Annotated in this window: 17 protein-coding genes; 9 read left to right on the forward strand and 8 right to left on the reverse strand. The window is 65.0% G+C overall.

Features of this window, described 5'->3' with window-relative positions; all coding sequences use genetic code 11:
• Positions 1-193 precede the first annotated feature (193 nt).
• The 4 genes from CH262_RS20390 (at position 194) to CH262_RS27775 (ending at position 11,544) form a co-directional block, all read left to right on the forward strand.
• Positions 194-10,054 carry a non-ribosomal peptide synthetase gene (locus CH262_RS20390; RefSeq protein ID WP_094718300.1) on the forward strand — a complete coding sequence of 3,287 codons (9,861 nt, stop codon included), beginning with the start codon at positions 194-196 and terminating at the stop codon, positions 10,052-10,054.
• Positions 10,054-10,932 carry a cyclopropane mycolic acid synthase family methyltransferase gene (locus tag CH262_RS20395; RefSeq protein WP_094718301.1) on the forward strand — a complete coding sequence of 293 codons (879 nt, stop codon included), beginning with the start codon at positions 10,054-10,056 and terminating at the stop codon, positions 10,930-10,932. Before CH262_RS20390 ends, CH262_RS20395 begins: the two co-directional genes overlap by 1 nt.
• A 130-nt stretch (positions 10,933-11,062) precedes the next feature.
• On the forward strand, positions 11,063-11,341 hold the full coding sequence (locus CH262_RS20400) for a hypothetical protein (RefSeq protein WP_094718302.1): 279 nt from the start codon (positions 11,063-11,065) through the stop codon (positions 11,339-11,341).
• 26 nt (positions 11,342-11,367) lie between these two features.
• Entirely contained in the window at positions 11,368-11,544 is a 177-nt protein-coding gene (locus CH262_RS27775; RefSeq protein WP_179275063.1) for a hypothetical protein, read from the forward strand.
• Between the two features lie 37 nt (positions 11,545-11,581).
• On the opposite strand, the gene CH262_RS27780 is transcribed toward CH262_RS27775, so the two are convergent.
• A complete protein-coding gene (locus tag CH262_RS27780) occupies positions 11,582-11,743 on the reverse strand; it encodes a hypothetical protein (RefSeq protein WP_179275064.1) in 162 nt (53 codons plus the stop codon).
• Between the two features lie 96 nt (positions 11,744-11,839).
• Between CH262_RS27780 and CH262_RS20405 the strand changes: the two genes are divergently transcribed.
• Positions 11,840-12,508 carry a hypothetical protein gene (locus tag CH262_RS20405; RefSeq protein WP_094718437.1) on the forward strand — a complete coding sequence of 223 codons (669 nt, stop codon included), beginning with the start codon at positions 11,840-11,842 and terminating at the stop codon, positions 12,506-12,508.
• Here CH262_RS20405 and CH262_RS20410 read toward each other — a convergent pair.
• Genes CH262_RS20410 through CH262_RS20425 form a run of 4 tightly spaced genes read right to left on the reverse strand, consistent with a single transcriptional unit; the run spans position 12,505 to position 18,018 of the window.
• Positions 12,505-13,887 (reverse strand): glycosyltransferase, encoded by a 1,383-nt coding sequence (locus tag CH262_RS20410; protein WP_094718438.1) that lies wholly within the window; start codon positions 13,885-13,887, stop codon positions 12,505-12,507. The genes CH262_RS20405 and CH262_RS20410 overlap by 4 nt on opposite strands.
• Before the next feature lie 20 nt (positions 13,888-13,907).
• Positions 13,908-15,335: a hypothetical protein gene (locus tag CH262_RS20415; RefSeq protein WP_256988892.1), complete on the reverse strand. Its 1,428-nt coding sequence runs from the start codon at positions 15,333-15,335 to the stop codon at positions 13,908-13,910.
• A gap of 8 nt (positions 15,336-15,343) precedes the next feature.
• Positions 15,344-16,729, reverse strand: coding sequence for a hypothetical protein (locus tag CH262_RS20420; RefSeq protein WP_094718303.1), 1,386 nt, complete (start codon positions 16,727-16,729; stop codon positions 15,344-15,346).
• Positions 16,726-18,018: a glycosyltransferase gene (locus CH262_RS20425; protein WP_179275065.1), complete on the reverse strand. Its 1,293-nt coding sequence runs from the start codon at positions 18,016-18,018 to the stop codon at positions 16,726-16,728. Before CH262_RS20425 ends, CH262_RS20420 begins: the two co-directional genes overlap by 4 nt.
• Before the next feature lie 135 nt (positions 18,019-18,153).
• On the opposite strand from CH262_RS20425, the gene CH262_RS20430 reads away from it, so the two are divergent.
• Entirely contained in the window at positions 18,154-19,434 is a 1,281-nt protein-coding gene (locus CH262_RS20430) for a glycosyltransferase (protein ID WP_094718441.1), read from the forward strand.
• On the opposite strand, the gene CH262_RS20435 is transcribed toward CH262_RS20430, so the two are convergent.
• The 3 genes from CH262_RS20435 to CH262_RS20445 form a co-directional block, all read right to left on the reverse strand.
• The gene (locus CH262_RS20435; RefSeq protein ID WP_094718440.1) at positions 19,426-20,367 is read right to left on the reverse strand and encodes a glycosyltransferase family 2 protein; all 942 of its coding nucleotides are present in this window, start codon (positions 20,365-20,367) and stop codon (positions 19,426-19,428) included. The two genes, CH262_RS20430 and CH262_RS20435, sit on opposite strands and share 9 nt — an antisense overlap.
• A 77-nt stretch (positions 20,368-20,444) precedes the next feature.
• A complete protein-coding gene (locus CH262_RS20440) occupies positions 20,445-21,251 on the reverse strand; it encodes an ABC transporter permease (RefSeq protein ID WP_256988909.1) in 807 nt (268 codons plus the stop codon).
• Positions 21,252-21,295: 44 nt separating this feature from the next.
• Positions 21,296-22,303, reverse strand: coding sequence for an ATP-binding cassette domain-containing protein (locus CH262_RS20445; protein WP_094718305.1), 1,008 nt, complete (start codon positions 22,301-22,303; stop codon positions 21,296-21,298).
• A gap of 679 nt (positions 22,304-22,982) precedes the next feature.
• On the opposite strand from CH262_RS20445, the gene CH262_RS20450 reads away from it, so the two are divergent.
• From CH262_RS20450 to CH262_RS20460, 3 genes are read left to right on the forward strand one after another with little or no spacing between them, the layout of a single operon-like run.
• Positions 22,983-24,452, forward strand: a complete 1,470-nt coding sequence (locus tag CH262_RS20450; protein WP_094718306.1) for a condensation domain-containing protein — start codon at positions 22,983-22,985, stop codon at positions 24,450-24,452.
• 13 nt (positions 24,453-24,465) lie between these two features.
• The gene (locus CH262_RS20455) at positions 24,466-25,953 is read left to right on the forward strand and encodes a condensation domain-containing protein (protein ID WP_143547144.1); all 1,488 of its coding nucleotides are present in this window, start codon (positions 24,466-24,468) and stop codon (positions 25,951-25,953) included.
• A gap of 18 nt (positions 25,954-25,971) precedes the next feature.
• Complete coding sequence (locus CH262_RS20460; protein ID WP_094718307.1) at positions 25,972-26,679, forward strand: GAF domain-containing protein; 708 nt, start codon at positions 25,972-25,974, stop codon at positions 26,677-26,679.
• Positions 26,680-26,681: the final 2 nt, after the last annotated feature.

The following is a 26,681-nucleotide window of genomic DNA, read 5'->3' on the forward strand; positions in this document are numbered from 1 at the left end:
CGGTCATAGGAAGTCGGTCGAGTGCATAGCCTAAAGGGGAGCGGCGGTTCCGGCGTACCTGTCGTTCGATCCGGGTAGAGCATTCACAATGCGTCGACTAGGTTTGTCACGGGCGATGTAGATCGACGTTGCTGGGCGGCACGTCAGCCGAAAATTCACGCCGTCGAAGCATATGCGTTGAGGAGGTCATCGAGTGTCGCCAGAGGTTGGTGAGCTGTTCGAGGATGGCCGCTTCCCTTTGTCCGCTGCGCAGATGAATATCTACCTCGCCCAGCAGCTGGCACCGGACGTACCGTTCACCATCGCCCAATACGTCGAAATTCGCGGCGATATCGATCCGGCCGTCCTGATCCGAGCCACGGACATCGCCTGCAGGCAACTCGAATCGCCCGCAGTGCGGATCGCACTGCACGACGGTCATCCGTACCAGTGGCGAGACCTCCGGGTTCCGTACGCGATGATCTATCGCGATTTCCGAGACCGCGAGAATCCCGTCGAGGATGCTCAGCGCTACATGGACGAGCAGTACCGTCGCCCCGTCGATCTCGTTCGCGATCAGTTGATCGCCTCCGAGATCATTCAGGTGAACGATGGGCACTACTACTGGTACAGCCGCGCCCACCACATCGTCATGGACGGTCTCGGCGCGATCTCCGTCCAGGAACGCACCGCGGCGGTGTACACCGCGTTGACCGAGGGCACCGAGATACCCAAGACGCGCGCCATCGGCGTCCGCGAGATCTACGACTACGAGGCCGCGTACCCCAACTCCTCCCGCTACGACACCGACCGCCAGTACTGGCTCGGCCGACTCGACGGACACCTCGACGCACCCCGACTGGCCGGCAACACGTACACGCGCGCGGCACCGAGCGGCGTGACGGTGAGTGTGGGTGCCGTGCTGGACGCAGACCTCACCGAAGCCGTGGCGGCCGTGGCACATCGGTACAACAGCTCCGATGTTCCCGTCGTGCTCGCCACGTTCGCGCTGTATCTCGCGCGCATGACCGACACCGACGACGTGATGCTCAGCCTGCCGGTATCGGGCCGAGCGACCACCAAACTGCGGGAATCGTCCGGCATGATGTCCAATGTTGTGCCCCTGCGCATCGGCGTCGAACAGGGTGTCACCGTCGAAGAACTCCTCCGACGCATCCAGGTGGAGCTGACCGGTGCACTGCGCCATCAGCGTTTCCGCGTCGAGGACATGCAGCGCGAGACCGGCGACGGCACCGGCAGCGCCGCCGCGGGACGCGGAGTGTTCGGCCCCACGGTCAACATCATGATGTACAACAGCACAATTCGGCTCGGCGACGTCATCGGCGAATACCGCGTACTCTCCAGCGGCCCCATCGACGACATGATGGTCAACGTCTACCCCGGAGTCGCAGGCACCAGCACCCGCGTCGACTTCCTCGGCAATCCGGCCCTCTACTCCACCGATGAGCTCGCAGCCCATCACCGTCGGTTCCTGGTTCTGCTGCGTGCGGTGGTGAATGCCCCTGAGGGCCTTGCCGTATCGGATCTGGATGTGCTCGATGCCGAGGCCGAATTCGCGTTGCTGACTGCACGTCCAGTAGGCACGGTGACGCCGGCACCGCTGTCGTCGCTGCTGCGACGCGGTGCGGTGGTGCGTGCCGCGGGTGTCGATCAGTCCGGTGAGGACTTCACCCGGGTCGCAGATCACATTGCAGCGCAACTGGTCTCGCTGGGCGCGGGCGCCGAGAAGCGCATCGCCGTGGCGATGGAACGCTCCTACGAATCCCTGCTTGCCTCGTGGTCGATCTCCACGGCTGGGGCCTCGTTCGTTCCGATCGACCCGACCGAGCCCACCGAGCGGCTGGCGACGGTGTTGGCCGGCGCAGGCATCGAATTCGGTATCACCACCAAGGATGTGCTGGAACAGCTTCCGAGCACCATCGAATGGTTCGACATCGAGGATCTGCTCGACGCGAACGAACGTGACCTCGCGCCGCCGGCGTTGCACGTCGACAACGAGGCCTACGTCATCCACACCTCGGGGTCGACCGGAAAACCCAAGGCCGTCAGCGTCACTCATCGCGGCCTGGCGCAACTGGCCGACAACGTCGTCGAGCGGTATGCCGTCACCGCCGACTCGCGAATGCTGCACCTGGCCTCGCCGGTGTTCGACGCGTCCATCCAGGAAATTCTCGCTGCATTCGCGGCGGGTGCCACCCTGGTGATCGCCCCGCCCGACGTCTACGCCGGGCCTGCCCTCGCCGCGTTCCTGGCCGGCGAGAAGATCACCCATCTGATCACCTCGCCGACGGTGCTGGCGACACTCGACCCGGAGGATCTGCACTCCATCGAAGTCTTCGACGTCGGCGGCGAAGAATGCCCACCCCCATTGCGGGACCGGTTCGCCTCTCCCGAACGAACGATGCTCGACGCCTATGGCCCCACCGAGACAACGGTATTGGCGACACTGTCTGCCCCGATGGTCGCCGGTGAGCGCGTCACGATCGGCGCACCGCTGCCGGGCGTTCGCGCACTGGTACTGGATTCGCACCTGCGGCCCACGCCCCACGGCGGCGTCGGCGAGCTCTATCTCGGCGGCGACGGCCTCGCCCGCGGATACGACGGCCAACCCGGTTCGACGGCGACGCGGTTCGTTGCCGACCCGGGCATGCCCGGAGCGCGGCTGTACCGGACGGGCGACATCGTCCGGTGGTCGTTCGACGGGTCCTCGCTCGAATACCTGGGCCGCTCTGACCAGCAGGTCCAACTGCACGGGCGTCGGCTCGAACTCGGCGAGATCGAAGCCGCAGCAACCTCATCCGCTGGAGTGACCGCGGCCGTGGCCGTCGTCCGCGACGACCGGCTGGCCCTGTACATCACCGGTGCCTTCGACGGGCTCGACGGTCACCTGCGGAACCGTTTGCCCGCGTGGATGATTCCCCGTCACATCGTGGTTCTGGGCGCACTGCCGATGACGGCAGGCGGCAAGGTCGACCGCCGGGCACTACCGGCCCCCACCGCGCCGACGGACACCGAGTACGTGCCACCGCAGACCGAGACTGAACGCGCTGTCGCCGCAGCCTTTGCCGACGTCCTCGGCGTCGAGGAGGTGGGGCGTGAACACTCCTTCTTCGAGCTCGGTGGTGATTCGCTCAGTGCCACCCGAGTTCTCGCTCGCCTCGGCTCGGGAGTCTCGCTGACCGCATTGTTCGCCGACCCCACCGTCCGCGCCGTCGCGGCCGCCATCGATTCCTCCGCCCAGCGTGAAGCGTCGCTCGACTTGCTCGATACCGTTCTGACGGAACATGTCCCATTGTCGTATGCGCAGCAACGGCTGTGGTTCCTCAACCAGTTCGACCCCACATCGCCCGCGTACAACATGCCCATCGCCATCCGGGTCGCAGCGGGTAGCGATGCGTCACTGGTTCTGACGGCACTGCGTGACGTCGCCGAACGTCACGAAGCGCTGCGCACCTACTACCCGGACGACGGCGATGGTCCGCAGCAGGTGGTGCGGCCCACCGACACGGTCCTGGTCGACGTACCGGCGCGCACTGTGCCCGAGCACCATCTCGACGACGCCGTCGCGGCTATTGCCGGGCAGGGGTTCGACGTCGCTGCCGACGTGCCCATCCGGGCAGCGCTGCTGAGCGTGGAGGAGTCCGGCGACACCGTGGTCGTTGTGGCAGTGCACCACATCTCGATGGACGGATGGTCTCTCGACCCACTCGTGCGCGACTTCGCGTTCGCCCACGCATCACGCACGGCCGGTCATGCACCGACCTGGCCACGCCTACGCGCGCAGTACAGCCAGTACTCGGTGTGGAACCGGGCATCGGTGGATGCGGTTGCCGACGAACAACTCTCGTTCTGGACCTCGGTGCTGGGGGAGCGTGACACCGCGCTGTCGGAATTGCCGTCCGACTTCCCCCGGCCCGCAGTGCAGTCGATGACCACCGACGCGGTTCCGTTCGAGATCGGACCGGACCTGCATGCGGGCATCCGTGAGCTGGCGCGGTCGAACAACGCCACCACATTCATGGTGGTCCATGCCGCGGTGGCTGCAGCCCTGAGTCGATTCGGCACGTCGAACCGCGTGGTGGTCGGATCTCCGACGGCCGGGCGAGGCCACGAGGCGCTCGACGAGATGGTCGGAATGTTCGTCGGAACACTCCCTCTCGCAGTCACAGTGGACCCGGCCGGCAGTTTCGCCCACCTGCTGGATGCCGTCCGTTCCGCAGACCTCGACGCCTTCTCTCACTCGGACGTGCCGTTCGAGCGCATCGTCGACGCCGTGACGACCGACCGATCCCTGGACCGGCACCCGCTGTTCCAGGTGATGCTGGCATTCGACAATGCACCGCACCGGTCGGTCGACGACCTGCCGTTCTCGGTGCTGGAGATCCCCACTCGCACCTCGGAGTTCGACCTCAATCTCGTGCTGGAGGAATCGTCTGCCGGGCATGTCGAGTCTGCCGGTCTCGTCGGACAGATCGAATATGCACTGGACCTGTATCAGCGGGCCACCGTCGGAGAGTTCGCGTCCGCGGTGACGGCACTCCTGCATGCGGCGGTGTCGGACTCCGCATTCGTCGTCGGCAACCTCGCTCTCGCCGATGCGCCGACGCAGCCGGCCGAATCCGACATCGGCACGCTCCTCGACGTGTTAGCCGGTGGGACAGCAGATTCGGTGGCGATCGACGGTCTGGAATCGCTGACGTACTCCGACCTCGATCGCCGGTCCAACCGGATCGCACGCCTGCTGATCGCCCACGGTGTGGGACCGGAAACCCTCGTCGCGTTGTCGCTCGAGCGCTCGGCCGAGTACATCGTGGCGCTGTGGTCCGTGGTGAAGGCCGGCGGAGCATTCGTACCGGTGGATCCCCGCTACCCGGCGGCCCGACGGGAGCAGATGCTGGGGCCCATCGAGATCGGGTTCGGCGGAACGGAACCGGGAGTGCTGTGGATCGAGGAGATCCACGCGCAGACGTGCAGCGACGCGCCACTGACCGACGCCGACCGCCTGGCCACGCTTGAACCCGCGCACCCGGCGTACGTGATCCACACGTCGGGTTCCACCGGTACGCCCAAGCCCGTCATCGTGACGCATCAGGGTGTGTATTCACTGGCGCAGCAAGTTGTTTCGCGCTACGGAGTCGAAGCAACGTCCAGGGTGCTGCACGGATACTCGGTGAACTTCGATGCCGCGGTGCTCGAGCTCGTGCTCGCATTCGGGGCCGGAGCGACCATGGTGATCGCGCCACGTGACCTGCTCGGCGGTGAGGAGATGGCCGCCTTCCTCGCTGAGCAACGGGTTACCCACTACCTGTCCACGCCCGCGGTGCTCGCCACGGTGCCGCCGGTGGCCGGTGTCGAGACCGTCGCCGTCGGCGGAGACGTGCTCGGTGCCGGGGTGGTCGACGAGTGGTCGACCGGGCGGTCGATGCTCAACGCCTACGGACCCAGCGAAGCCACGGTAGTGGCCACCCTGGCCGAGTCACTGCGCGCCGGAGAGCCCGTGACGATCGGTCGGCCGTTGGATCACGTCGGAGCATTCGTGCTCGACGACCGGTTGCAGCCGGTGCCACTCGGAGGCGTCGGAGAGCTGTATCTCGCGGGGTCCGGTGTGGCTCGCGGCTACCGAGCCGATCCGGCGACGACCGCCGCGCGCTTCGTCGCAACCGACGGCGGTGCCCGGATGTACCGGACCGGTGATCTCGTCCGACGTGAGCTGTCGGGACTGCTCGACTACCGCGGCCGGCGCGACGATCAGGTGCAGATCAACGGTGTGCGCATCGAACTGGGCGACATCGAGAGTGCACTGACGGCACATCCCGACGTCAGTGCCGCGACAGCACTGGTGGTCGACGACAGAATTCACGCCTGGGTGGTGGGAATCGGCGAGTTCGACGCAGCCCAGTGGCTCCTGGACCGGCTGCCGTTGTCGATGCAGCCGGCCGTCATCGCGTCGATCGATCGTATTCCGTTGACCGGCAACGGAAAGGTGGATAAGGCTGCCTTGCTTCCGGCGGTGCCGTCGGACTCCGAATCGGGGGCCGGACGTACGTTGACGCAGGACGTCATCCTCGGAATCTTCGCCGACACGTTGGGAATCGATGTCCCCGCCGTCGACAGCAATTTCTTCGTCCTCGGGGGCGATTCTCTCGCGGCCACCCGCGTCGCCACCCGCATCAGTGCGGTCCTCGGCGTTCGGGTTCCGGTGCGGACGGTATTCGAGGCCCCCACCGCGGCGCAGCTCGCGTCGGCGATCGAGTTGCTGTCCGACAACTACACCGCGCTCCCTGCGCTGGTGCACCGCGCGGATGCGCGCTCCTACTCCGGCCTCGCGCCGGCCGAGCGACGCATCTGGCTGCAGAATCGATACGACCCGACATCGGCGGCATACAACATCGCCTTCGAGGTGACGCTTCCGGAAGGCCTCGACCTCGAGGTGCTACGCGCGGCGATTGCCGATGTGCTGGAACGGCATACGCCGCTCCGAACGGTGTACCCGTCGACGGGGGACGGGCCGGTGACCGTCGTCCTCGATCCGCAGATCGTGCTCTCGACACTGGACGACGCCCATGCGGGTATCGGCGGGGTAGCGCAGCAGGGCTTCGACCTGACCGTCGAGGCACCGCTGCGACTGATGCTTGCCGAACGTCGCGGTGAGCGCGTGCTGACCGTCGTTGCCCACCACATCGCGGTCGACGGCCTGTCGCTACGTCCACTGAGCCGCGACATCGAGACGGCTCTGCTGGCTCGAACGGCCGGAGCTGCACCCCAGTTCACTCCACTCGCCGTCGACTATGCGGACTACCGCGTGTGGCAACGCGACGTACTCGACGCGGTGGCGTCCGACCAACTCGACTTCTGGCGTCGCACCCTGGCCGGCCTGCCGGAATTCCTCGACCTGCCTACCGGCACTCCTGACGCCGAGCAGGAGGCGTCGGGAGTCCAGTTTGCCGTCGACGCAGACACTCTCGCGAGTCTGCGGTCGCTCGCGCATCGACTGGGCGCGACGGTCTTCGTAGTCGTCCATGCGGCGCTGGCGGCCGTACTTGCCGAGGCCAGCGGAACTCGGGACATCGCCATCGGAACCCCGGTGTCGGGTCGAGCAGACCCGGCGCTCGACCACCTCGTCGGCATGTTCGTCGGCACCGTCGTCCTGCGGACCGACGTCGATCCGGCGACGACGTTCGAGGACTTCGTGACCGAGGTACGCAACCGGGATCTCGATGCCTTCGCGAACTCGGACGTGCCGTTCGAGTGGGTAGTGGACGCGGTGCAACCCACCCGCGCCGTCGACACGCACCCACTGTTCCAGGTGCTTCTGGCATTCGGTGACATCATTACGCCCATAATCGAATTGGGTCCGAGCGCCGTCAATCCGCGTCGAGTGGACATCACGGCGACGCAATTCGATCTGGAGTTCGTCGTCGAAGAATCCGATGCCGGGCTGCTGGGCACTCTGGCGTATTCCGCCGACCGGTTCTCCCAGGCGGTCGTCACAGGACTGGCAGAACGTCTGACCACGGTGTTGAACACGGTCGCCGCGGCACCGGACCTTCGGCTCGGCAGTGCAGAATTCGGTCAGGGCGGATCGGCGGTCGTGTCCCGCCGAGACGGCACGGCCGATCAGTCCACACTGGCTCAAGTATTCGTGCGGGCGGCGAGTAGCTGGCCCGACAACATCGCGGTGATCGACGACTCGCGTTCGATGACCTACCGCGAGCTGGACAGGCAATCGAATGCATTGGCCGACAAGCTCATCCGGGCCGGCGTCGAGCCGGGATCGTTGGTGGCGATCGCTGTGCCGCGGTCTGTCGAGTACCTCACCGCGATCTGGGCCGTGGCCAAGACCGGTGCCGGCTTCCTGCCGATCGACCCGTCTCAGCCCGCCGCGCGAGTACGGGAGATTCTCGATCGCGCAGCCCCCGTCACGGGAGTCGCTTCCGTGGACTTCCACTCGGCCGGAAACGACTGGCTCACGGCTGATGGTGACGAGCTCGACCAGTTCCAGGTACGCGCAGTCCCCGTCGACAGCACGGCGTACGTCGTCTACACCTCGGGATCGACCGGGGCACCCAAGGGTGTGCGGGTGACGCACCGCGGCATCGCGAATCTCGTCCAGAGCCAACGAGACCTGTTCGACGTCGAGCCGACATCACGCGTGCTGCAGTTCGCGTCACCGAGTTTCGACGCGTCGATCTTCGAGACGCTGATGGCCGTCGGTGCCGGAGCGAGCCTGGTGATCGTGCCGCCCGACGTGCACGGAGGACGCGAGCTCGAAGCGCTCATCGACCGGCACCAGGTGACCCACGCCTGCCTCACGCCGACCGTGCTGCAGGTGACCGACTCCGCGGAGCTGCCCTCCCTTCGTGTGGTCGTCATGGCCGGCGAGGCCGCCAATTCTGCACTGCTGCAGCGATGGTCGCAGGATCGCTCGGTGTTCAACGCGTACGGACCCACCGAGGGAACCGTCATGAGCACCTGCACCACGCATCAGCGGGACTGGGCAACGGCTGCGGTGACCATCGGCGAACCGACCCTCGGATTCGACACGGTGGTCTTCGATGCCCGTCTGCGACCGGTGGGCACCGACGTCGTGGGGGAGCTGTACCTGGGCGGTGCCGGTCTGGCCGAAGGGTACGTGGGCGACGCTGCGTTGACGTCGAGCAGCTTCGTCGCCAATCCTTTCGGCGACGGTCGGCTCTATCGCACCGGTGATCTGGTGCGGTGGGTGGCGCGCGAGACCGGACGCGAACTCGAATACCTGGGCCGAGTCGATTCACAGGTGAAGATCCGCGGCCATCGCGTCGAACTCGCCGAGGTCGAGGCGGCACTGCTGCGCCACCCCACCGTGCGCCAGGCCAGCGTGATCGGGCATGCGAACTCCTTGGCCGCTTACGTGGTGGGTGCGGTCGAACCGCGAGAGACTCGCGACTTCCTGGCGAGAACAGTGCCCGCGTACATGGTGCCCAGCACGGTGACCGTCGTGGATGCACTGCCGATGACACTGTCGGGCAAGGTCGATACGAGCAGGCTGCCCGAACCCACCGTGATGTCGAGTGAACGGCGCGCGCCGGTCTCGTCCACCGAAGTACTCGTACACACCGTGTTCTCCGACGTACTGCACCTCGCCGCCGACGACATCGGCATCGACGACAATTTCTTCGACCTCGGTGGGCATTCCCTCTCGGCGGTGCAGGTCATGGACGCCCTCGGCGACAAACTGAGCCGTCGAATTCCGATCAGTGCATTGCTCGAGCGCCCGACGATCACGGCACTGGCCGCGCGCCTCGACATGGACGATGGGGACATCGAACCGAGTGGCGCGTTCGATGTGCTGCTGCCGCTCCGGACCGACGGCGTGGGCGCGCCCCTGTTCTGTGTGCATCCGGCCATCGGAATCGCGTGGAGCTACCTGTCTTTGCTCGGGGAGACGGACCGCCCGGTGTACGGGCTGCAGGATCCGGGCATCTCGAACCGTGACGCTGCGCCGTCGTCGATCGAGGAGTTCGCTTTCGCCTACGTGCGTGAAATCCAAAAGGTACAGGCGCACGGGCCTTACCACTTGCTGGGGTGGTCGCTCGGCGGTGTGATCGCCCACGCGGTGGCCGTGCAGTTGCAGTCGGAAGGCGAGGACGTCGCGCTGCTGGCCCTCGTCGATGCGCAACTCGCTGCACCCGACGACGCCGAGGAATTCGGCGTCGACGATCTGGCTCGTCAGCTCGGGGTCGAGGCGACGTCATTCGAGGACATCGTTGCCGAATTGCGGAGTACGCGCACCGAACTGGCGTTCCTCACCGAGGACGATCTACGCGCCATGTATCGGCCGGTTGTCTCTGCGCCCAGCTGGGTCGCGTCGTACGAGCCGGCGGTGTACGCGGGCGATGTCCACTACTTCGCCGCCCGCGGCTCGGACGGCGCGAAGCACTGGACGGCTCTGGTCGACGGCCGGATCTCGGTGACAGAGGTCGATGTGGAACACGAAGACATGCTGGGCGAGCAGGGTGCCCGTGCACTAGGCCGAGTGATCGGCGACGATGCTGTGGGGAAGGGTGTGGCGTGATGAACCAACAACTGGAGCCGTTCGTCGATGATGTGCGAGCGCATTACGACCTATCGGACGATTTTTTCGCGCTGTTCCTCGATCCGAGCATGACGTACAGCTGCGCCTACTTCGAGCGTGACGACATGACGCTGGAGGAAGCGCAGACGGCCAAGATCGACCTGGCGCTGGGCAAGCTCGATCTTAAGCCGGGCATGACACTGCTCGATATCGGTTGCGGCTGGGGAGCTCTCGTCAAACGAGCAGTGGAGAAGTACGACGTCAATGTCATCGGTCTGACGTTGAGTCGAAACCAGTACGACCGTGGCCGCGCGCTTGTCGCGGATCTCCCGACCGAACGCAACGTCGACATCCGGTTGCAGGGCTGGGAAGAATTCGACGAACCCGTCGATCGGATCGTCAGCATCGGCGCGTTCGAGCACTTTCGACGTCAGCGTTATTCGGCGTTCTTCGCGAAGTGCCGTTCGGTGTTGCAGCCGGGTGGCCGAATGTTGTTGCACACCATCGTCATCACGCCTCCCGATCCGGCCTCCGGTGCGGGTGGCCTGACGCGTGAGGATGCGCACTTCTCCCGCTTCATCCTGCGCGACATCTTTCCCGGTGGGCAGTTGACGTTGGTCAAGGTGGTGAAGGCGAAAGCGGCCGAGGCGGGATTCGAGTTGCTCCGCGAGCATGCACTGGGACCGCACTATGCACGGACACTCGACACATGGGCCGAGAAGTTGATCGCGTCCAAGGACGAGGCCATCGCACTGTCGTCGGAAGCGACCTACAACAAATACGTGCAATACCTCACCGGGTCGTCGGAGCGATTCAAGAACTCACGCATCAACGTTGTGCAGTTCACCCTCGAAGCCGGGGACGCGCCTACGGAGTGATGTTGCGACCAGCCCTTGACTGGGGAGGTCAACTAGGTACTCTGGCTAACGACAGTGGCCATGTTCGTAAAATGCAGGGCAGCGGTTAGGCCGGGGTGGAGACATAAAGAGCATCCGGACTCCGTGGGGTGTGACCCTGCCGTCAGTGGTCTACGCGGCAGTAGTGTCGCTGGCCATCACCCTTGGATCCGCGTTGACGATGGCACGACTCGACTTGCCCTGGTGGGTATGGGTTGTCGAGTTCTTGCTCTTGCTCGCGGTCACGTTTTCGATCACCGAAAGCAACGCCACCCCAGCAGGCGACGGGGTTTTCAACGTGACCAACGCGCGAACACTTGCTCTGTCCGGCGGTGGCCTGGTGCTGTTCGTCGTCTTGGTCGTAATCGTTCTCGTCTTCTGGTCCGAGTGAGACTGCTTCTGATGTAGGAGGAATCCGTGCACACAGTGTTCTGGGCACCACGTTTTGCGGTGGTGTACTTTCTCGCGGCTCTGGCAGCGGTGGTCCTGTTCACTGCCATCGGCGCGAACATGGCAATAGTGGCACCGCTGATTCTGGCCCTGATCGGGATGGGAGTTGCCGTGTTCTTCCGAGGTCGCACGGTTCGCCCATGACGCGTTCCTGAAGCCGGCTCGCAGTGGCTCCGCTCGACTACGCGGCGTCCTTTTCGGGTGGTGGTTCCTGTGTCGACCTGCTCGGGGACTCGGTTGCCGACTCCTCGACGTCCGCTCGGCGAATGCCACGACCGATCCACACGGCAACGAGCGCGCCGATCAGCAACCACACGGCAACAATGCCGAGAACCCACCACACGAGTCGCATTCGTAGCCGGGCGCTGGTTGGATGGGCGTGAAACGCGACCAACGTCGCTCACCCCGAACCGACATTCATCGACGAGGAATGCCCACCATGAAGATTGCTCGACTCGGTGTTGTCAGCGGACTGTTCACCGCCCTGGTTCTCGCGTTCTCGGCGACGTTCACCGGCACCGCAACCGCAGCGCCACTTCCGGTCGTCGGCCCCGGTAGTGGGTTCGTCACCACCGGTGGCCTCGACGACCTCACCGTCTGTTCCATCGCGGCCGTCGGCTACGACGACGCGGGCCGACTCGTCGCCCTCACCGCCGGCCACTGCATCCTTCGGTCGGGACTCCCCGTCACGCTCGTCGGATCGCCCGCGGCCCCGGTCGGTACTACCGCCGTCGGACATTGGGGGCCGGATTACGGCGTCATCGTTCTCGACCCCACCAAGGTGACACCCGTCAACAGTCTCGGCGGAGTCACCGTCACCGACATCGGCAGCGCATCGGTGGGGCAGCCCGTCTGCAAGACCGGGCTCGGCAGCGGAGTGACATGCGGCAGCATCGTCGACGGGCGCGGCAGCGACCTGATGTCCGACGCGCTCACTGTCTGGTCCGACTCCGGTGGACCTCTGGTCGTCGGCACCACCCTCGTCGGCATCACGAGCCACGCCTCCGGGGTGCCGCTGCTCAGTCCCACCGCTTACGCGTCGGCGGCGGAATCCGTTCGGCTGCTGAATCAATCAGGTGCGCCGGGGGCCGGCTTCCGTCCGGTCTAGCTTGTCGCGTCGACAGCCAACGTCGGCTCTGTTGCTTCTGAGACCGCACTCGGCACGGTACGCAGAATCAAGTCGGCTGCGTCGGCCACGGCCTTGTTGGATGCGACCATCGATGAACCCAATGCTGCTGCTGTGGCGACAGTGTCGGGTGTCAGTACAGCACCGAGCCCGTCTGCCAACTTCTCCGCGGTGATGGCGGACAGCTTCATCGCTCGACCGATTCCGAGCTCGGTTATCCGCGCGCCCCAGAACGGTTGATCTGCCGTCACTGTGCAGATCACAATCGGCAGTCCGGCGCGCATCGCCGCCGCGGTGGTACCGGCACCGCCGTGATGAACCACGGCCGAGCAGTGGGGGAGTACAGCCGCATGGTCGACGTTGCCGACGAAGAACACGTCAGGGTCAGCACTGTCGGGGCCCCGGCGGTCGCCGATGGCGATCAAGCATCGGGCACCGATCAGCTGCCCGGCCCGGCGCACGGTTTCGATCAGTTGGTCGGGGTCGGTCAACGGCATGCTGCCGAATCCGACGAACACGGGCGGGGTGCCGGCCGCCATCCACTCTGCCAAAGAGTCTGTGCCGCTGACGGAATGGCCGTCGGGCGTCGGCGTCAACACCGCTTCGTCGAGCCCTGCGCGCTCTCGTCGCGGCAGGTCGAAGAACCCGACTATGGGCTTGTGCGCACCCCATTCCTCGGCGAGACCGGGCACGATCACCGGATCGAATGCTTGGATCTGCACAACTCCGAACTCGGACAGCCTGGTCGGCAACGGTGATCGCGCTTTCGGGAGACCGAGTCGCCGCCGAAAAGCGTTCTCGTTCCAGCCGGTTGCCCACCAGGTGATGCGGTCGGCGATTCTCCACGACCGTCTCTTCCAGGCCGCAGACCAGTTCGAGGTAAGGCCGGGAATCGCGCCCAGGACGCCGTTCTCGGACATCGGTCCGTATCGCAGCACCGTCAACGGAATGCCGAGTTTCTGGGACAGCGCGAGCGCACGATCCTGGCCGAGAGGCGAGACCACCAACGCGTCGACGCCGGACATCGGGGCATCCCCGTCGAGGAACAGCTCGACGAGAGCGTCGTCGAAGGCGCGAAAGCCCGCACGGACCGTCGTGAGGGCGAACCTGATCTTCGCGATGGGATTCCTGCTTCGGGCGGTGTTGGCCTCGTCCGACGACCAGGCCGTATGAGTGTCCAGTCCGAGCGGCAGTACCGACTGCACACCGACCGATGTCGCGAAGTCGACGAGGTTGGGCGGTACCGCGACGACGGGACGAGCCCCGCGCGCCTGCATCTCCAACGCCAGACAGACTCCTGGCTGGATGTCACCTCGACTGCCGTACAGCATGATTCCGATTCGGTGGTCCACCTCGATCATCGCGTTCTCCTTCGGGTCGGTCACCAGAATGTGTGGGGGAGGTCCCACGCGGACAGCTGATCGGTGATCAGGGCTCGCAGCGCGGCCTCGTCGCTGAAGTGCTCGGGATGTATTCCGAAGAATGCCAGAGTGATTCGATCTCCGTATTCGACGAGCCACGCGGCCACACCGGGCCCCTGTATGCGGCGCTGTGTTGCAGGCGTGCCGAGCGTGACGGCCCGAACGGTGAACCACGACGCTTCCCGGCCACCGAGCGTCAGTACTTCGTCGGGGACGATGCCGAGATTGGAGACGGTGGTGTCGGGACCAGGGATGGCGCGCATCAGTCGCCCGACGAGCCATCCCGGCAGCAACCGGACCAGTGGTTGGAGGTTGTCGGCAGCTCGATCCGCACCCGATTCTGCGTAGCTGGTGAACGCGCTCTTACTCAGTGTGCGGATAGGGGAGAGATCGCCCCCGGCGACGACCGGTTTGTCGAGCCGAATCCACACTCCGCCCGACGCATTCGCCCGCTCGTCGGTGGCACCCTCGCGTCGGTTCACTGCGATACAGACCCGAAGTCGATCACCGACGGGATAGGCCGATGCCTGCACAATGCCCGCCAGTATCGCGGTGAACAGACTGTTCGAGGTGCCGCCGTGGTCGGCGGCACGCTGTAGCCAGGTATTTCTATCGATGTTGACATTGACGAGTGTTGTTTTGGTACCGGCATTCTCGGGTGCAGCTCCCGAGTCGGGCGGTCGTGGTGGCTTCTGGAACGGAGGAGCTTCGCCGACGCCGGTCGTCGGTGCCACCGCAGTCGACTTCTGCTTACGGGCACGCACGAGTTCGGCGAGCAGGGTGCGCACCGACATAGCTGCGGAGCGAACCTGATCGACGCCGTCGAGCAGATCGTCTCGGATCTCCTGCACACCGCCGAGAGCATCCGGCAGCGACCGTGTGGTTGCGGGCCCTGCGGCTGCCGCGAGCGCGAGGTAGACGCCCTGCCCGTCAGCGATCATGTGCGAGACCGCCAGCGATACCACCCGACGACCACCGGTCGTGGTCGTCGTTTCGAGCCGCCAGCCTCTCCCCTCCGCGGGTGCCAGATCGGACCGCCGGACGGCCGCCTCCGTCCACTCGCCGATCGCATCGTCGTCGATCTCGTTGTCCACGAACACCTGCGGGGGCTGTGTGGAGCGGACCCACGCGTGTCGAGCAGCCGGAACCTTCGTTCGTCGAACCGCGCGGTGCAGCGCACCCTGGGCGAGGCGAGCGCCCAGCATCTCGATCGCGGCCTGCCCGGGGTCGTCGTCGAAAACCCACGCGAATTGCATCGGAGCCGCCATGCCGAATAGATCCTCCGCCAGCAGATAGGACTCGTCGGAACCGGTCACTCGCGGGCTCGGCCCGACCGCCGTACCCTGTTCCGTTGCTGCCGAATCGATTTCATCGATAGTCGTGCTCATCGTGCTCCTCACCAGATCTCGTTCGGCAGCTGCCACGCTGCCAGTTCTGCGGCCAGCAGATCGCGTAACCGGGACGCTCCACCGAAACTGTTCTCGTCGAACCCCAACACCGAGAACGTGAACGTGGTGTCGGTGCGTAGTGCCCAGGCCTGGGCGCCGTCACCGAATCGGTACGGCTGGGCCGCATCGACTCCCTGGGCGTTCCCTCGGAACGCGAGGCGTGTCGCATCGGCGTCCCCCCACCGCATCGCCGCCGAGGGGACGTGGCCCAGATTGGACACCATCGCGTCGGGCATGCCTGTTCCCGACGTCGCCACGCCGACGAGCCACGACGGCGGCAGCAGCCACGTCAGCGGGTACAGGTGTGCCACTGCGCTCCGGTGCCCGGACTCCAGCCGTTGATACGCGGCCTTACACGCGGAACGAATGCTGCGTAGGTCGCCTCCCGGTACCGGCTGATTGGTCAACATCACCGACACGCCCGCGGTCGCATTGGCGCGGTCGTCATCGCTGTCACCGCGCCGGTCGACGGGGATTCCTACCTTCACCGTGTCTCCGAGCGGGGCGTAGCCACTGGACCTCAGCAACCCGGCGACGACGGCCACGAACAACACGTTGGCAGTACCTCCGTGCTGCGCGGCTACTCGGTCCCAGGCCTCGCTCGGCACGGTCACCGTGGCCCATGCACCGACCGCCGTCGGCGACCTGTCCGCCATCGGAGCGCGGGTCGGACGCGTCGGGACGGGGCTGGTGTCGGCATCGGCACCACCGAATCCTGCGTGTTCGGCCACCATGTCTCCGATGGCCCGCAGTACGCCTCGCCCGGCGGCCAGAATTCTGCCGCTCGCGTCGATCGTGTCGGCGATGATCGCGGTGTACGGCTCCGAGGCGAGTGCAAGCTCGGGAATTACGTTCGGCGACAGCGTTTCCTGTTGCACAGCCGCCAGCGCTGCCGCTGCAGCTGTCACCATGGTCTTGCCGTCCGCGGCGAGATGCAGTGCGCACAGCGAGATGACAGTGCCCGCCCCCGCGCGGCTGGTGGCGCGCAGCCGCCAGCAGTCGCCCTCGACCGCGTCCAACTCGACCGACGCCAACTCCTCCGCCGCCCAGCGATCGATATCGGAGTTCTCCACTGCATCGTCGTCGAATCGAAAGGCGGGCTCACCGGTGGCGCGTACCCAGCGTGGACGCGCCCCCGGCACTGTGGGTGGGACGAGCCGTCGATGCAGGCGTCCGTTCGCCAACGCGGAATTCACTTCGGTAAGGACTGCTTTCGACACCGGGGCATCGGTGGTCCAGATCAGCTGTAGGACTACCGACCACCCGAATGCCCGCCGCAGAAACCAATAGGTGGCATCCTCGTCGGCGAGTCTGCTCTGTACGGATTGCATCATCGACTTTGCCCCACTCGTGGCGATGACACGGTTGTCTCGATGTGCTCGACGGCCTGCGCCAGCGCTACATCGCCCGTGATCAATTGTGTTGCTACGTGTCGCCCACGGAGGTCGAGCACGCGGGTGAGCGCGTCGGTGAGGCGATCGGCGTCCAGCCGCCGCGCGGGGAGCGTCGCGCCTACCCCGAGCCGCTCCAGTTCACGACCCCAGAACGGTTGGTCGGAGCCGTACCAGCAGATCACCGATGGCGTCCCCGATCGCACGGCGGCAGCCGTGGTGCCCGCCCCGCCGTGGTGGACGATTGCCGCACACCGACCGAACACCGCGTCGTGGTCGACGGCCCTTACGATGCGGATGTCCTCTCCTGCCAAGGAATCCGTCGGCAGGTCGTTCCAACCGGTACACAACAGGAGTCGGCGACCCAACCGACGTGTGGCGGTGACAGCAGCGTCGATCATCTTGGCCGGGTCGCGGACCGGCATGCTGCCGAATCCCACGTAGACGGGGGGATCCCCGGCATCGAACCAGTCCGACAGTTCCTCGGTGGAGTGCATCTCGTCGAGGCCGAGTCGAAGCCGAGCCGGTAGTTCGAGAAATCCGACCACTGGGCGGGGTCGGAGGGCTGCGTCAGCGTCCCACACCGGGTCGTTCCGTACAGCGAACAACGGATCGTATGCCTGGATCTCGATTCCGGGTGCCGCGGCGAGCTGAGCCGCCGGTGATCGGAGCGCTGGGGCGCAGCCGAGACGCTCGCGCAGAAGAGCGTCGCGACGTCGGGTCATGAGGCCGAAAAGTCGGTCGAAGAGCCACCATTGGGTGCGCACTGTGTGTGCGCCCCCCAGGTGCAGACTCGGTAGCGGACCATGGACCGTGTTGCGGCGTACCGGTGCGTGGTGCAACGAGATCAGCGGCACACCTGCGCTTTCTGCGTACGCGAGCGTGATCTGTTCGGTGGTGAAACCCGTGACGATGGCATCGGCACCGTCCACGATGTCGCCCAGGTCGGTGATCAACTCCGAGTACCCGAGATCACGCAGCTGTGCGACGGCTCTGATCTGGCGCAACGGGTTTCGGCCCGCTTCGGCCCGCGCCTCGGTGACCATCTTCATGTGTGTTCGCGTGTCGGGGCCGAGAGCAGTGGCCTCCAGTCCGCAGCCGCGGGCGAACTCGACGAGGTTCGGCGGCACTCCCACCGAAACCTCGTGTCCCCGTTCGGTCAGGGCTGCGGCAAGTACGACGGCAGGTTGCACGTCGCCGCGAGTACCGTTGATGGCGAACGCTATCTTCACTTGTTCGCCCCCAAGAATTGCGCCGTACCGAGGTATTGCACTACACAGCACCATCTTTCGTCTCATAGGGGCAGATCGGGTGTTGTCGCTTAGACTGATCGGGCTCACCGAGCACCGGGGAACGAAGGGATGCGCATGAAGTTCGTTCTGGCAGCCAATGGAAGCCGCGGCGATGTTCAACCGGCAGTGGCTGTAGGTCTCGAGCTGCGTTCGCGTGGGCACGACGTCGTCTTGCTCGCTCCGCCGAACATGCAGGAATTCGGTACCGGTGCGGGGTTGTCCACGTCCGTGTACGGAGACAGCACCCGTGCGGTGCTCGAGTCCGATGCAGTCCGCACCCGGCTGAAGTCTGCCGATCCGCGCGCCAGGCTGGCTGCCGCCACCGAGATCACCGTTCGCGGTGGCCGACAGATGCAGCAGACGTTGCTCGACGCCAGCGAAGGTGCCGACGCGATCATCTCGACCAGTGCGGGACAGGAACGAGCGCACAATGTTTCGCAGGTGAGAGGAATTCCTCACGTGCCCCTGCACCTGTGCTCGATCCGGCGAAACTCCACTACGTCCCTGCTGTCGCAGGCGGGCGTCGATGTGTCCGGCCCAATCGCGTCGGCAAGTTGGACGGTGGTCGAGTGGCTGCTGTGGAAGGCGTCGAAGCGAGCGGAGAACGATCTGCGTTCCGAATTGGGACTGGGACCCATGCGAACTCCGTTCGCCACCGCGATCGCCGCGACCGGCATCCCCGAGATACAGGCGTACGACCCCGCTCTGTTTCCGGGTCTGGTCTCCGAATGGGGTGACCGACGACCGTTGGTGGGCTTTCTCGGTCTGCCCGCGTCGGCTAGGGAAGGAGTGGGCGATGTCAGCGCCGACGACGACCTCTCGGAGTGGATCGCCGCCGCGGACGCGCCGGTCTACGTCGGCTTCGGGAGCATGCTTCCGAAGAATCCCGACCGACTCGGCGAGGCGATCGTGGCTGCTGCGGACCAGCTGGGAGTGCGCTTGCTGGTAGCCGGTGGATGGAGCGACTTCCTCGGCAACGCAGGCGAACTCGGCAATCGAGTGCGAGTGGTGAAGCACATCGACCACGATGCCGTTCTGCCTCGATGCCGTGCTGCGATCCATCACGGTGGTGCCGGCTCGGTCGCGGCCTCGCTGCGCGCGGGGTTGCCCACTGTCGTCACCTGGATCGGTGCGGATCAGCCCATCTGGGGGCGAGCTGTTGCCTCCGCACATGTCGGTTCCTCACTTCCTCTGTCCCGGGTGACTCCGACGCGCCTCACCGATGTGCTGCGTGATGCCCTTTCTCCGCAAAGGCGAGTTACTGCTACGCAATTGCGTGACAGATTGATTGCCCCGTCGATCGCTGTATCCCACGCCGTCGATCTGGTCGAGCGGGTCGCGAGCGGCTCACGGTAGCGCGCGCGTGGGTGTCGAGGTGCGCTGCAGCAGTCGTCTCGGGTCGAGCTGCCCCGTCTCGGAATCGTAGAGCCGCAGCATCAACAATCGGCCGGTGTGCAACACCGTCAGTGCCGGCACGTAGATCAATGCGGTACCCGCTGTATAAGAAAACCTCCGATGCAGGGCAAAGGTTCTGGGCAGAAAGCTCATGTACTGCACGAACTCCGGGAGGCTGCTCTGCATACGCCGGGGCGATACCCCCACGGTCAACGACGCGAGGAAGGCGTTGCGACCACCGTCGTCCAGGATGCACAACCCCATGTCGACGTCCTCGAATATGTCCCGCCGCATGCTCACTCGGCTACGTATCCGATTCCACACCTCTCGCCGCACGACCATGTTGGAGCCGTACAGGACGGGGATCTCCTTGACCTCGTCGGAGGGGCCGCGGTCTCCGAGCGGATGCAATTTGATCTTCCACTTGTCGAATCGCCCCGACATCGGCACGTCGTAAGCCTCACCGCGACCGCACAGAGCGGACCATTTGTGGTCGAGATCGGCGGTGAAAAAGTCGACGATGGTCCGCGACCAGTCGTCGCCGACCATGGTGTCGGAGTCGATACGGGCGATGAGATCACCGGTAGCGGCGTCCATTCCGGCGTTACGTGCGTACACCAGGCCCTGCTCGACCTCGTGTATCAACCGAATCGTGGGGTGACGCCGGGCAAGATCCCGCACTATCTCGACGGTCCGGTCGGTCGAGTTGTTGTCGACGACGACGATCTCGGTGATGCAGTCGGCCTGCGCCGTCAGGCGTTCGAGGCAGGCCGCGATTGTGTCCTCCTCGTCGAATGCCGGTACCACCACCGACAGCGTCGGAGCTGTGCTCTCGGCGAGGAGATCCATGGTCGGTTCGGTGCCCTCTTCCATCGTGCTCGACTCGCTCACCATCACTCCTGTCGCTTCGGTCGGTCTGTCCAAGCCCATCGTGAAACCCCCATCGTGAAACCCCCTCGTGTGGACCGACTTCAGGTCTTGGCCATGTAGACGCGCAGAGTGACCGGGACGAACACGGCCAGGACCACGGCCGCGCCGATGAGTGTGTACGCCACCTGAAGCCCCGCGTCGGTGCCATCGGCGAGTCCGCGTACCGCCGACACCAGGTGAGAGACCGGGTTGGCACCTGCGATCGTGCGCATCCACGCGGGCATGGTGTCGATGGGGACCAGAGCGTTGGAGACGAAGGTGATGCGCATCAGAACGAGCATCGATACTCCCTGCACCGTGGACGCCTTGTCCAGCAGCACTCCCACCAGTGCGAAGATCCAGCTCAACGTGAACGCGACCATGACGACCAGCAGGCATGCCAGTGCAAGACCGGCGGGGTCGTTCGGGCGGTAGCCCATCGCGACTCCGACTCCGACAGTGATGACGGTTGCCACGACGTATCGAAAGGCGTTGGCTGACAACGCGCCTGCGAGGGGCGCGATACGCGCGATGGGCAGCGACTTGAACCTGTCGAAGACCCCTTTGTCGAGATCTTCTCGAAGCTGCACGCCGGTGACCACCGACGCGGCCACGGCGACCTGCACGAGCACGCCGGGAATCAGCAGCGGCAAGTAGTTGTCGACATCGCCGACGATGGCCCCGCCGAAGATGGTCGAGAACATCACCGTGAAGACGATCGGTAGGACGATGACGTCGAACATCTGCTGGGGATTGTGCTTGATCTTCAGCAGCCCCCGAAATGTCATGGTCATCGACTGTGCGAGTGCGGCAGAAAAAGGTTGCGCGTTGCGAGGAGTGTCGCTGACCGGGGGCGCGGTGTGGGTGATACCGCGCTCTCGACTGGCGAGACCGTCCGTCGACGTCGTCGTGTTCACGCGGCGGGCTCCTTGCTCGTCGTTCTCGCGCCAGTGATGCTCGGGACACTGTCCAGAACGCGGGGCGATGCGTCGGTCAACTCGAAGAACACGTCGTCGAGCGTCGGCCGAGCCACGTTGACCGCGCTCGCCGAGATCTGCATGGACCGCAGCGCCAGGAGCATCTCCGGGAGACGCTCGATGTCCGGCATGGGCACGGACACGATGTTCCCGTCGTCTTCGACGGTGACCTCGAGCGGCGAGAAGGCCGCGCACGTTCGTGCCGCGGCAATCGCCTGCGTCGAATCGACCAGCGTGAGTTTCACAGAGCTGCCGCCCACCTTGGCCTTGAGTTCGTCCACGGTCCCGTTCGCAACCACCTTGCCGCGATCCATGACCGCGACACGGTCTGCCAACGCGTCGGCCTCGTCCAGATATTGAGTGGTCAGCAGCACTGTCGACCCGGCTGCCACCATCGCTCGGACGGTGTCCCACATCTGTGCGCGGGTGCGGGGGTCGAGCCCGGTTGTCGGCTCGTCGAGAAAGAGCAGGCGTGGGCGCGTGATCATCGAGGCGGCGAGGTCGAGGCGTCTGCGCATACCACCGGAGAACCCACGAACCTGTCTACGTGCGGCATAGCCCAGTCCGAACTCGTCCAACAATTCGGCCGCGCGGGCACGGGCGCGACGCCGTGAGGCACCGACGAGTCGGGCGAAGATGAGGAGGTTCTCCTCGGCAGTGAGATCTTCGTCGACCGATGCGTACTGACCAGTGACACCGATCATCGACCGCACGACTCCAGCCGAGGTGCGCACGTCGTGGCCGAATACTGTGGCCGAGCCGGAGTCGGGTCGCTCCAGTGTTGCGAGCATCCGCACTGTGGTCGTCTTACCCGCACCATTGGTACCGAGCACGGCGAACACTCCGCCGACAGGAACCTCGAGGTCGACGCGGTCCACGGCGACGGTCGACCCGTAACGACGAGTCAAACCTGATGCAGCGATGGCTAATTCGGACTCCGTCATTCGCCTACTCCCGTGCTGTGACCGACGGTGGACGAGTGGTGGTACCTCGTCTTCCGGCGGGCAGTGATGTGGTGTGGTCGTCGCACCTCGGTTCGGTGTTGGCACCTGTGGCTTTGTCGGTCGAACGTTATAGGCGCGAACGAGGCGGTGCAACAGATCGGCATCGGCGCTGCACGGGGAGAAGTGTTGCATCCGTGCATCGTTCGTAACGGTTGATCGCTCGACTACTGGCAGTGAGGTGGGGTCGTTCGGCAGAGGAACCGCTGTTCGGACGTGGCCCCATCGGGGGCTTTACATCTCCGAAACATGCTGTTTACGTTGAGAAATCGCGATATCCGCGGGGAATCGCTTCCCTCGCCGGGCAGCGGTGATCGCCCGATTGTGACATGATCGGACCGTATCTCCGGCAGTGACGAAGTCCACTCGCACTCCACTGGACGTGGCAGCTCCTGAGGTCGATGCTCGATGTGTGCACCGCCTCTGCTGCTGTCGTCGATGCTGTTGACAATAAGCAGGATTCGGACCACAGGGTCCGAATGCGCGGTGCAGAACCATCGTGTGAGGCCTGTAGTGTCCACAACGAAGTCATCGGATCCGCACGCGCGCAACGCTATTGACGAAGTGATACTCCGACGCTTTCCCAACGGACAGCGCGTCGCCGGAAAGCAGGTGTCGAGCAGTGAAATTCACCGAAATCGCTGATTATCAACTCCCTGGTGGGAGAGTTACCAAGTTCTCTCCGCAGGCCGACTCCGGCACGTTCCGCTGGGATCCCGACGATCGTCCTCTCGCGTACGACCACGAAACGTATGTACGTCGAGCTGCCTCTGGAAGAGCGGAAAGCTCATGGCTCGGAGCTGTTTTCGAAGTAACCGGTCATCTCGACACGGCGGCGATGAACCGAGCTCTGTTGGCGTGGCACCGCCGCCACGAAGTGTTCCGAACGACTGCAACGATCGCGGAAGACGGCGCAGGAAATCAACATCTCGTCCGAAGGACGTGCGCACCCGACCGCCTCCGTTTCGGTTCGACCGACCTCGGCTGGATCGACGCGGACGCCGTCGGGACCACACTGACCGACATGTTCGACGGCGAACTGTCGCCACTGCGATGGCCACATTGCATGGTCGTCACCATCTCGGACACGCCCGATGTCGATGAGGACCGTTTCCTGCTTCTGTTCGCCGCCGATCACTCGGTCATGGACGCGTACTCGATGCTGTTGTCGATCGGTGAGCTGTCCAGACTGTACGACGCCGAGTTGCGCAGCCAGTCCGTCGAGATGTCCGATATCGGCAGCCACGTCGACTTCAGCGTGCGAAGCCGCACCATGGGCAACGAAGTGACGGTAGTGCACGACACGGTCGAGCGATGGCGGCAATTCCTCGCCGCGACCGGAGGGTTCCCCGCACTGTCGTCGGTCGCCGCGACGCGCTCGCGGACCAGCTTCTCGCCCCCTGCGGACGCAGTTCAGCGGGGGTGGGCGTTGCAAGTGGCCGGCGGGGAACAAGTCGCAGCGGTGAACTCGGTATGCCGCGCTGCCGGCCACACGACGCAGACCGCGGTGATGGCGGCGATGGCACTGGCCCATCGCCGACTGACCGGGGAGCCGACTCTCAGACTGGTGATGCCTCTCCACACCCGTGACGAGGCCAGATTCCTGGAGTCGGTGGGCTGGTACGTGGGCATCGGGCCGCTCGAAATCGACGTCAGACACGCGCGTACCTTCGCCGACGCATTGAGCGCCGCTGCCACCGGTATCTCCGCGGCCAAGAAGCTCTCTCGGGTTCCTTTTCCCCGCGTAGCCGAACTGCTGGGCACGGTGGCCGAACCGCAATTCGTCGTCTCCTACCTCGATCTTCGTTTCGTCGCCGGAGCCGCGGACTGGACCGCGAGGCGGGCACAGACGTTGCGCAGTGCCGCCAGGTCGGAATCCGAGGTCTACATCTGGGTGGCCAGGACCGCCGAGGGCATCACGGTCTCGGCACGGCATCCGGCGGACGACGCCGCGGCAGCGGCCGTGACGGACCTCGTCGTCTCCACGTTCGAGACCATGTTCGAGGTGATCGACGCCGGAATCGGTGCCCCTGTCGGTGTCGACTCCGTCGGTCTCGATTCCGTAGGTGCGGCCGACGTGCACATCGCCTGACGAGAGGGAAACAGTGAAGATCACCGCGCTCGATTCGTGGCACTCGGCTCCCGGCACCACGATCGAATGGCATCCGACCGTCGACTCGGTCGCCAGAACCGCCCATGCCTCGCCGACATCCAGAGGCCTGACGTTTCTGGCCGAGAACCACGTTCGTGGTGCCCACGTCTCGGCACGGAACGGTCGACCTCACCTGTCGTACATCGGATCGGGAACCACTCTCGACGGGGTGCTGAACGAAGCGGCGATGACCAGCGCCCTCACGCAGTTCGTCGCGCGTCATTCGATCCTTCGCATGTGGTTCGACGTCGAAGGCGGCACGGTGGTGAGCCGCTCGCTGCCGGCGGACGCGGTGGAATTCGAGGCCACCGTCGGATCGCGGCTGACGAATGCCGCGGACGTTCACGACCACATCCGTGCCCGGTTGGGTGCGGAGACCCGTAGCGACTCGTACCCCGGCTTCGCGTTCGGCGCGATCGTCCGCGAGGACGACTTCTCGATCTTCTTCGGTGCCGACCACGCCCTGAGCGACGGCTCGTCACAGGCGTTGGCACTGACCGAGATCGTCGGCTTGTATCGCCGAGCTCTTGCCGACCCCGAGGACACGTCGACGCCGGTGGCCGAGTCCGCTTCGGGTGGGTTCGCCGAGTACGCGCAGATCGAAGCGACACTCGCCGCCGCGCATGTAGCGGGCACTTCGGAGTTCACGGCGTGGAAAGACACGTTCACTCGAAACGATCTGCAGATGCCCAGGTTCGCCCTCGACCTCGGACTGGCACCGGGCGAGACCGCACCGGTGAAACCGATCGAGCTGCCACTGCTCGACAGGGCAGGCATCGCTGGTTTCGATCGCGCCTGCAAAGCTGCGGGCGGCCGGTTTCTGGCCGGACTCTACGCGGCCCTGGCGATCACCGACCACGAACTCGGCGGAGTCGACAACTACTACGGCATGACCGTGTTCGATTGCCGTGCAATGCTTCCCACCTATGCGGGCGACCAAGGGTGGATCTGCTCGTTCGCGCCGGTGGAATTCGCCGTGTCCGGGGCATCGACCTTCAGCGAACTCGTCCCGCGTGCCAACGTCGGCTACGAACGCGCCAAGAAGCTCGCGACGGTGCCGGTAGGAGCTGCCATGGCAGCCATGATGGCTGCAGGCGCGTCACCCGAGGCAGTGGTCACTGCGCCGAACATGCTGTCCTACATCGATTTCCGATGGTTTCCCGGCTGCGGTGACGACGCGTACGATCGTGGCGTCATCTTCACCGGCGAGGGACGCACGGGCAATGCGTCGCTCTGGATCAATCGTGATCACGACAGCGTGTATCTCGGTAGCCAAACCCCGGATACCCCGTTTGCGCAGTATCAGGTGCGGCGGTATTTCGAGCATCTCGCAGCGGTGATCGACCGGGTGGCTCAAATTGGAGAACGAGTGATTTCTCCGACAACGGACCGATCATGCCGTTATTTCGATAGGCCGGTAGGTACGCGCAACAGCGCATAGTGAACTACCGTCCGATAGGTGGACTTGGGAAAAACCGGATTCGGAGATCGAATCAACAGGCTGTTGACGCACCATGCCGACAAGGCCGGCGAGTCCCTCAACACCTACGCACGTCGGGCAATCATTACTCGGCTCGTCACCGAACTCGAACGAGAGTCCTCACCGGAAGTGGCCGCCGTGCTCGCAGACGCCCGTAGTTTCGAATACGAGAACATCGAGTTGTCCGATCCCGATTCGACGTCACTTCCGCAGACGTACCTGCAGATCGGCGACGTGGACCGTCTCGCCGCCGTACGAGCTACCGGCATGATCGGCAGTTCTCGTGACGAGCAGTTCGACAAACTGGCCCGGATGACATTGCGAGCCATGGGAGCACAGGGTGCGTCGATCTCGTTCGTCGACGATCGCACACAATTCATCAAGGCCAGCGTCGGAACATCGGGAACGGCAGCGCAGCCACAGACCGTAGCGGTGGAACGGTCGGCATGCCGTGTCGTGGTGGAAACCGGCGAAACGCTGGTGGCGCAGGACATTCGAGAGCACGCGCTATTGAGGGATCACGCGACTGCGGATCTGATCGCCTATATGGCAGCGCCGATCAAGTCCGACGCTGGGTTCACCGTCGGAATGCTGGATGTGTGGGACTACCGACCACGTAAATGGACGTCGGGCCACGTGAAGACCCTCGAAGACATCGCCTGGCTCATTCAGCAGCGAATTCGTTGACA

It is taken from the genome of Rhodococcus sp. 05-2255-1e (genome assembly GCF_002259025.1).
GTDB classification, from domain to species: Bacteria; Actinomycetota; Actinomycetes; order Mycobacteriales; family Mycobacteriaceae; genus Rhodococcoides; species Rhodococcoides fascians.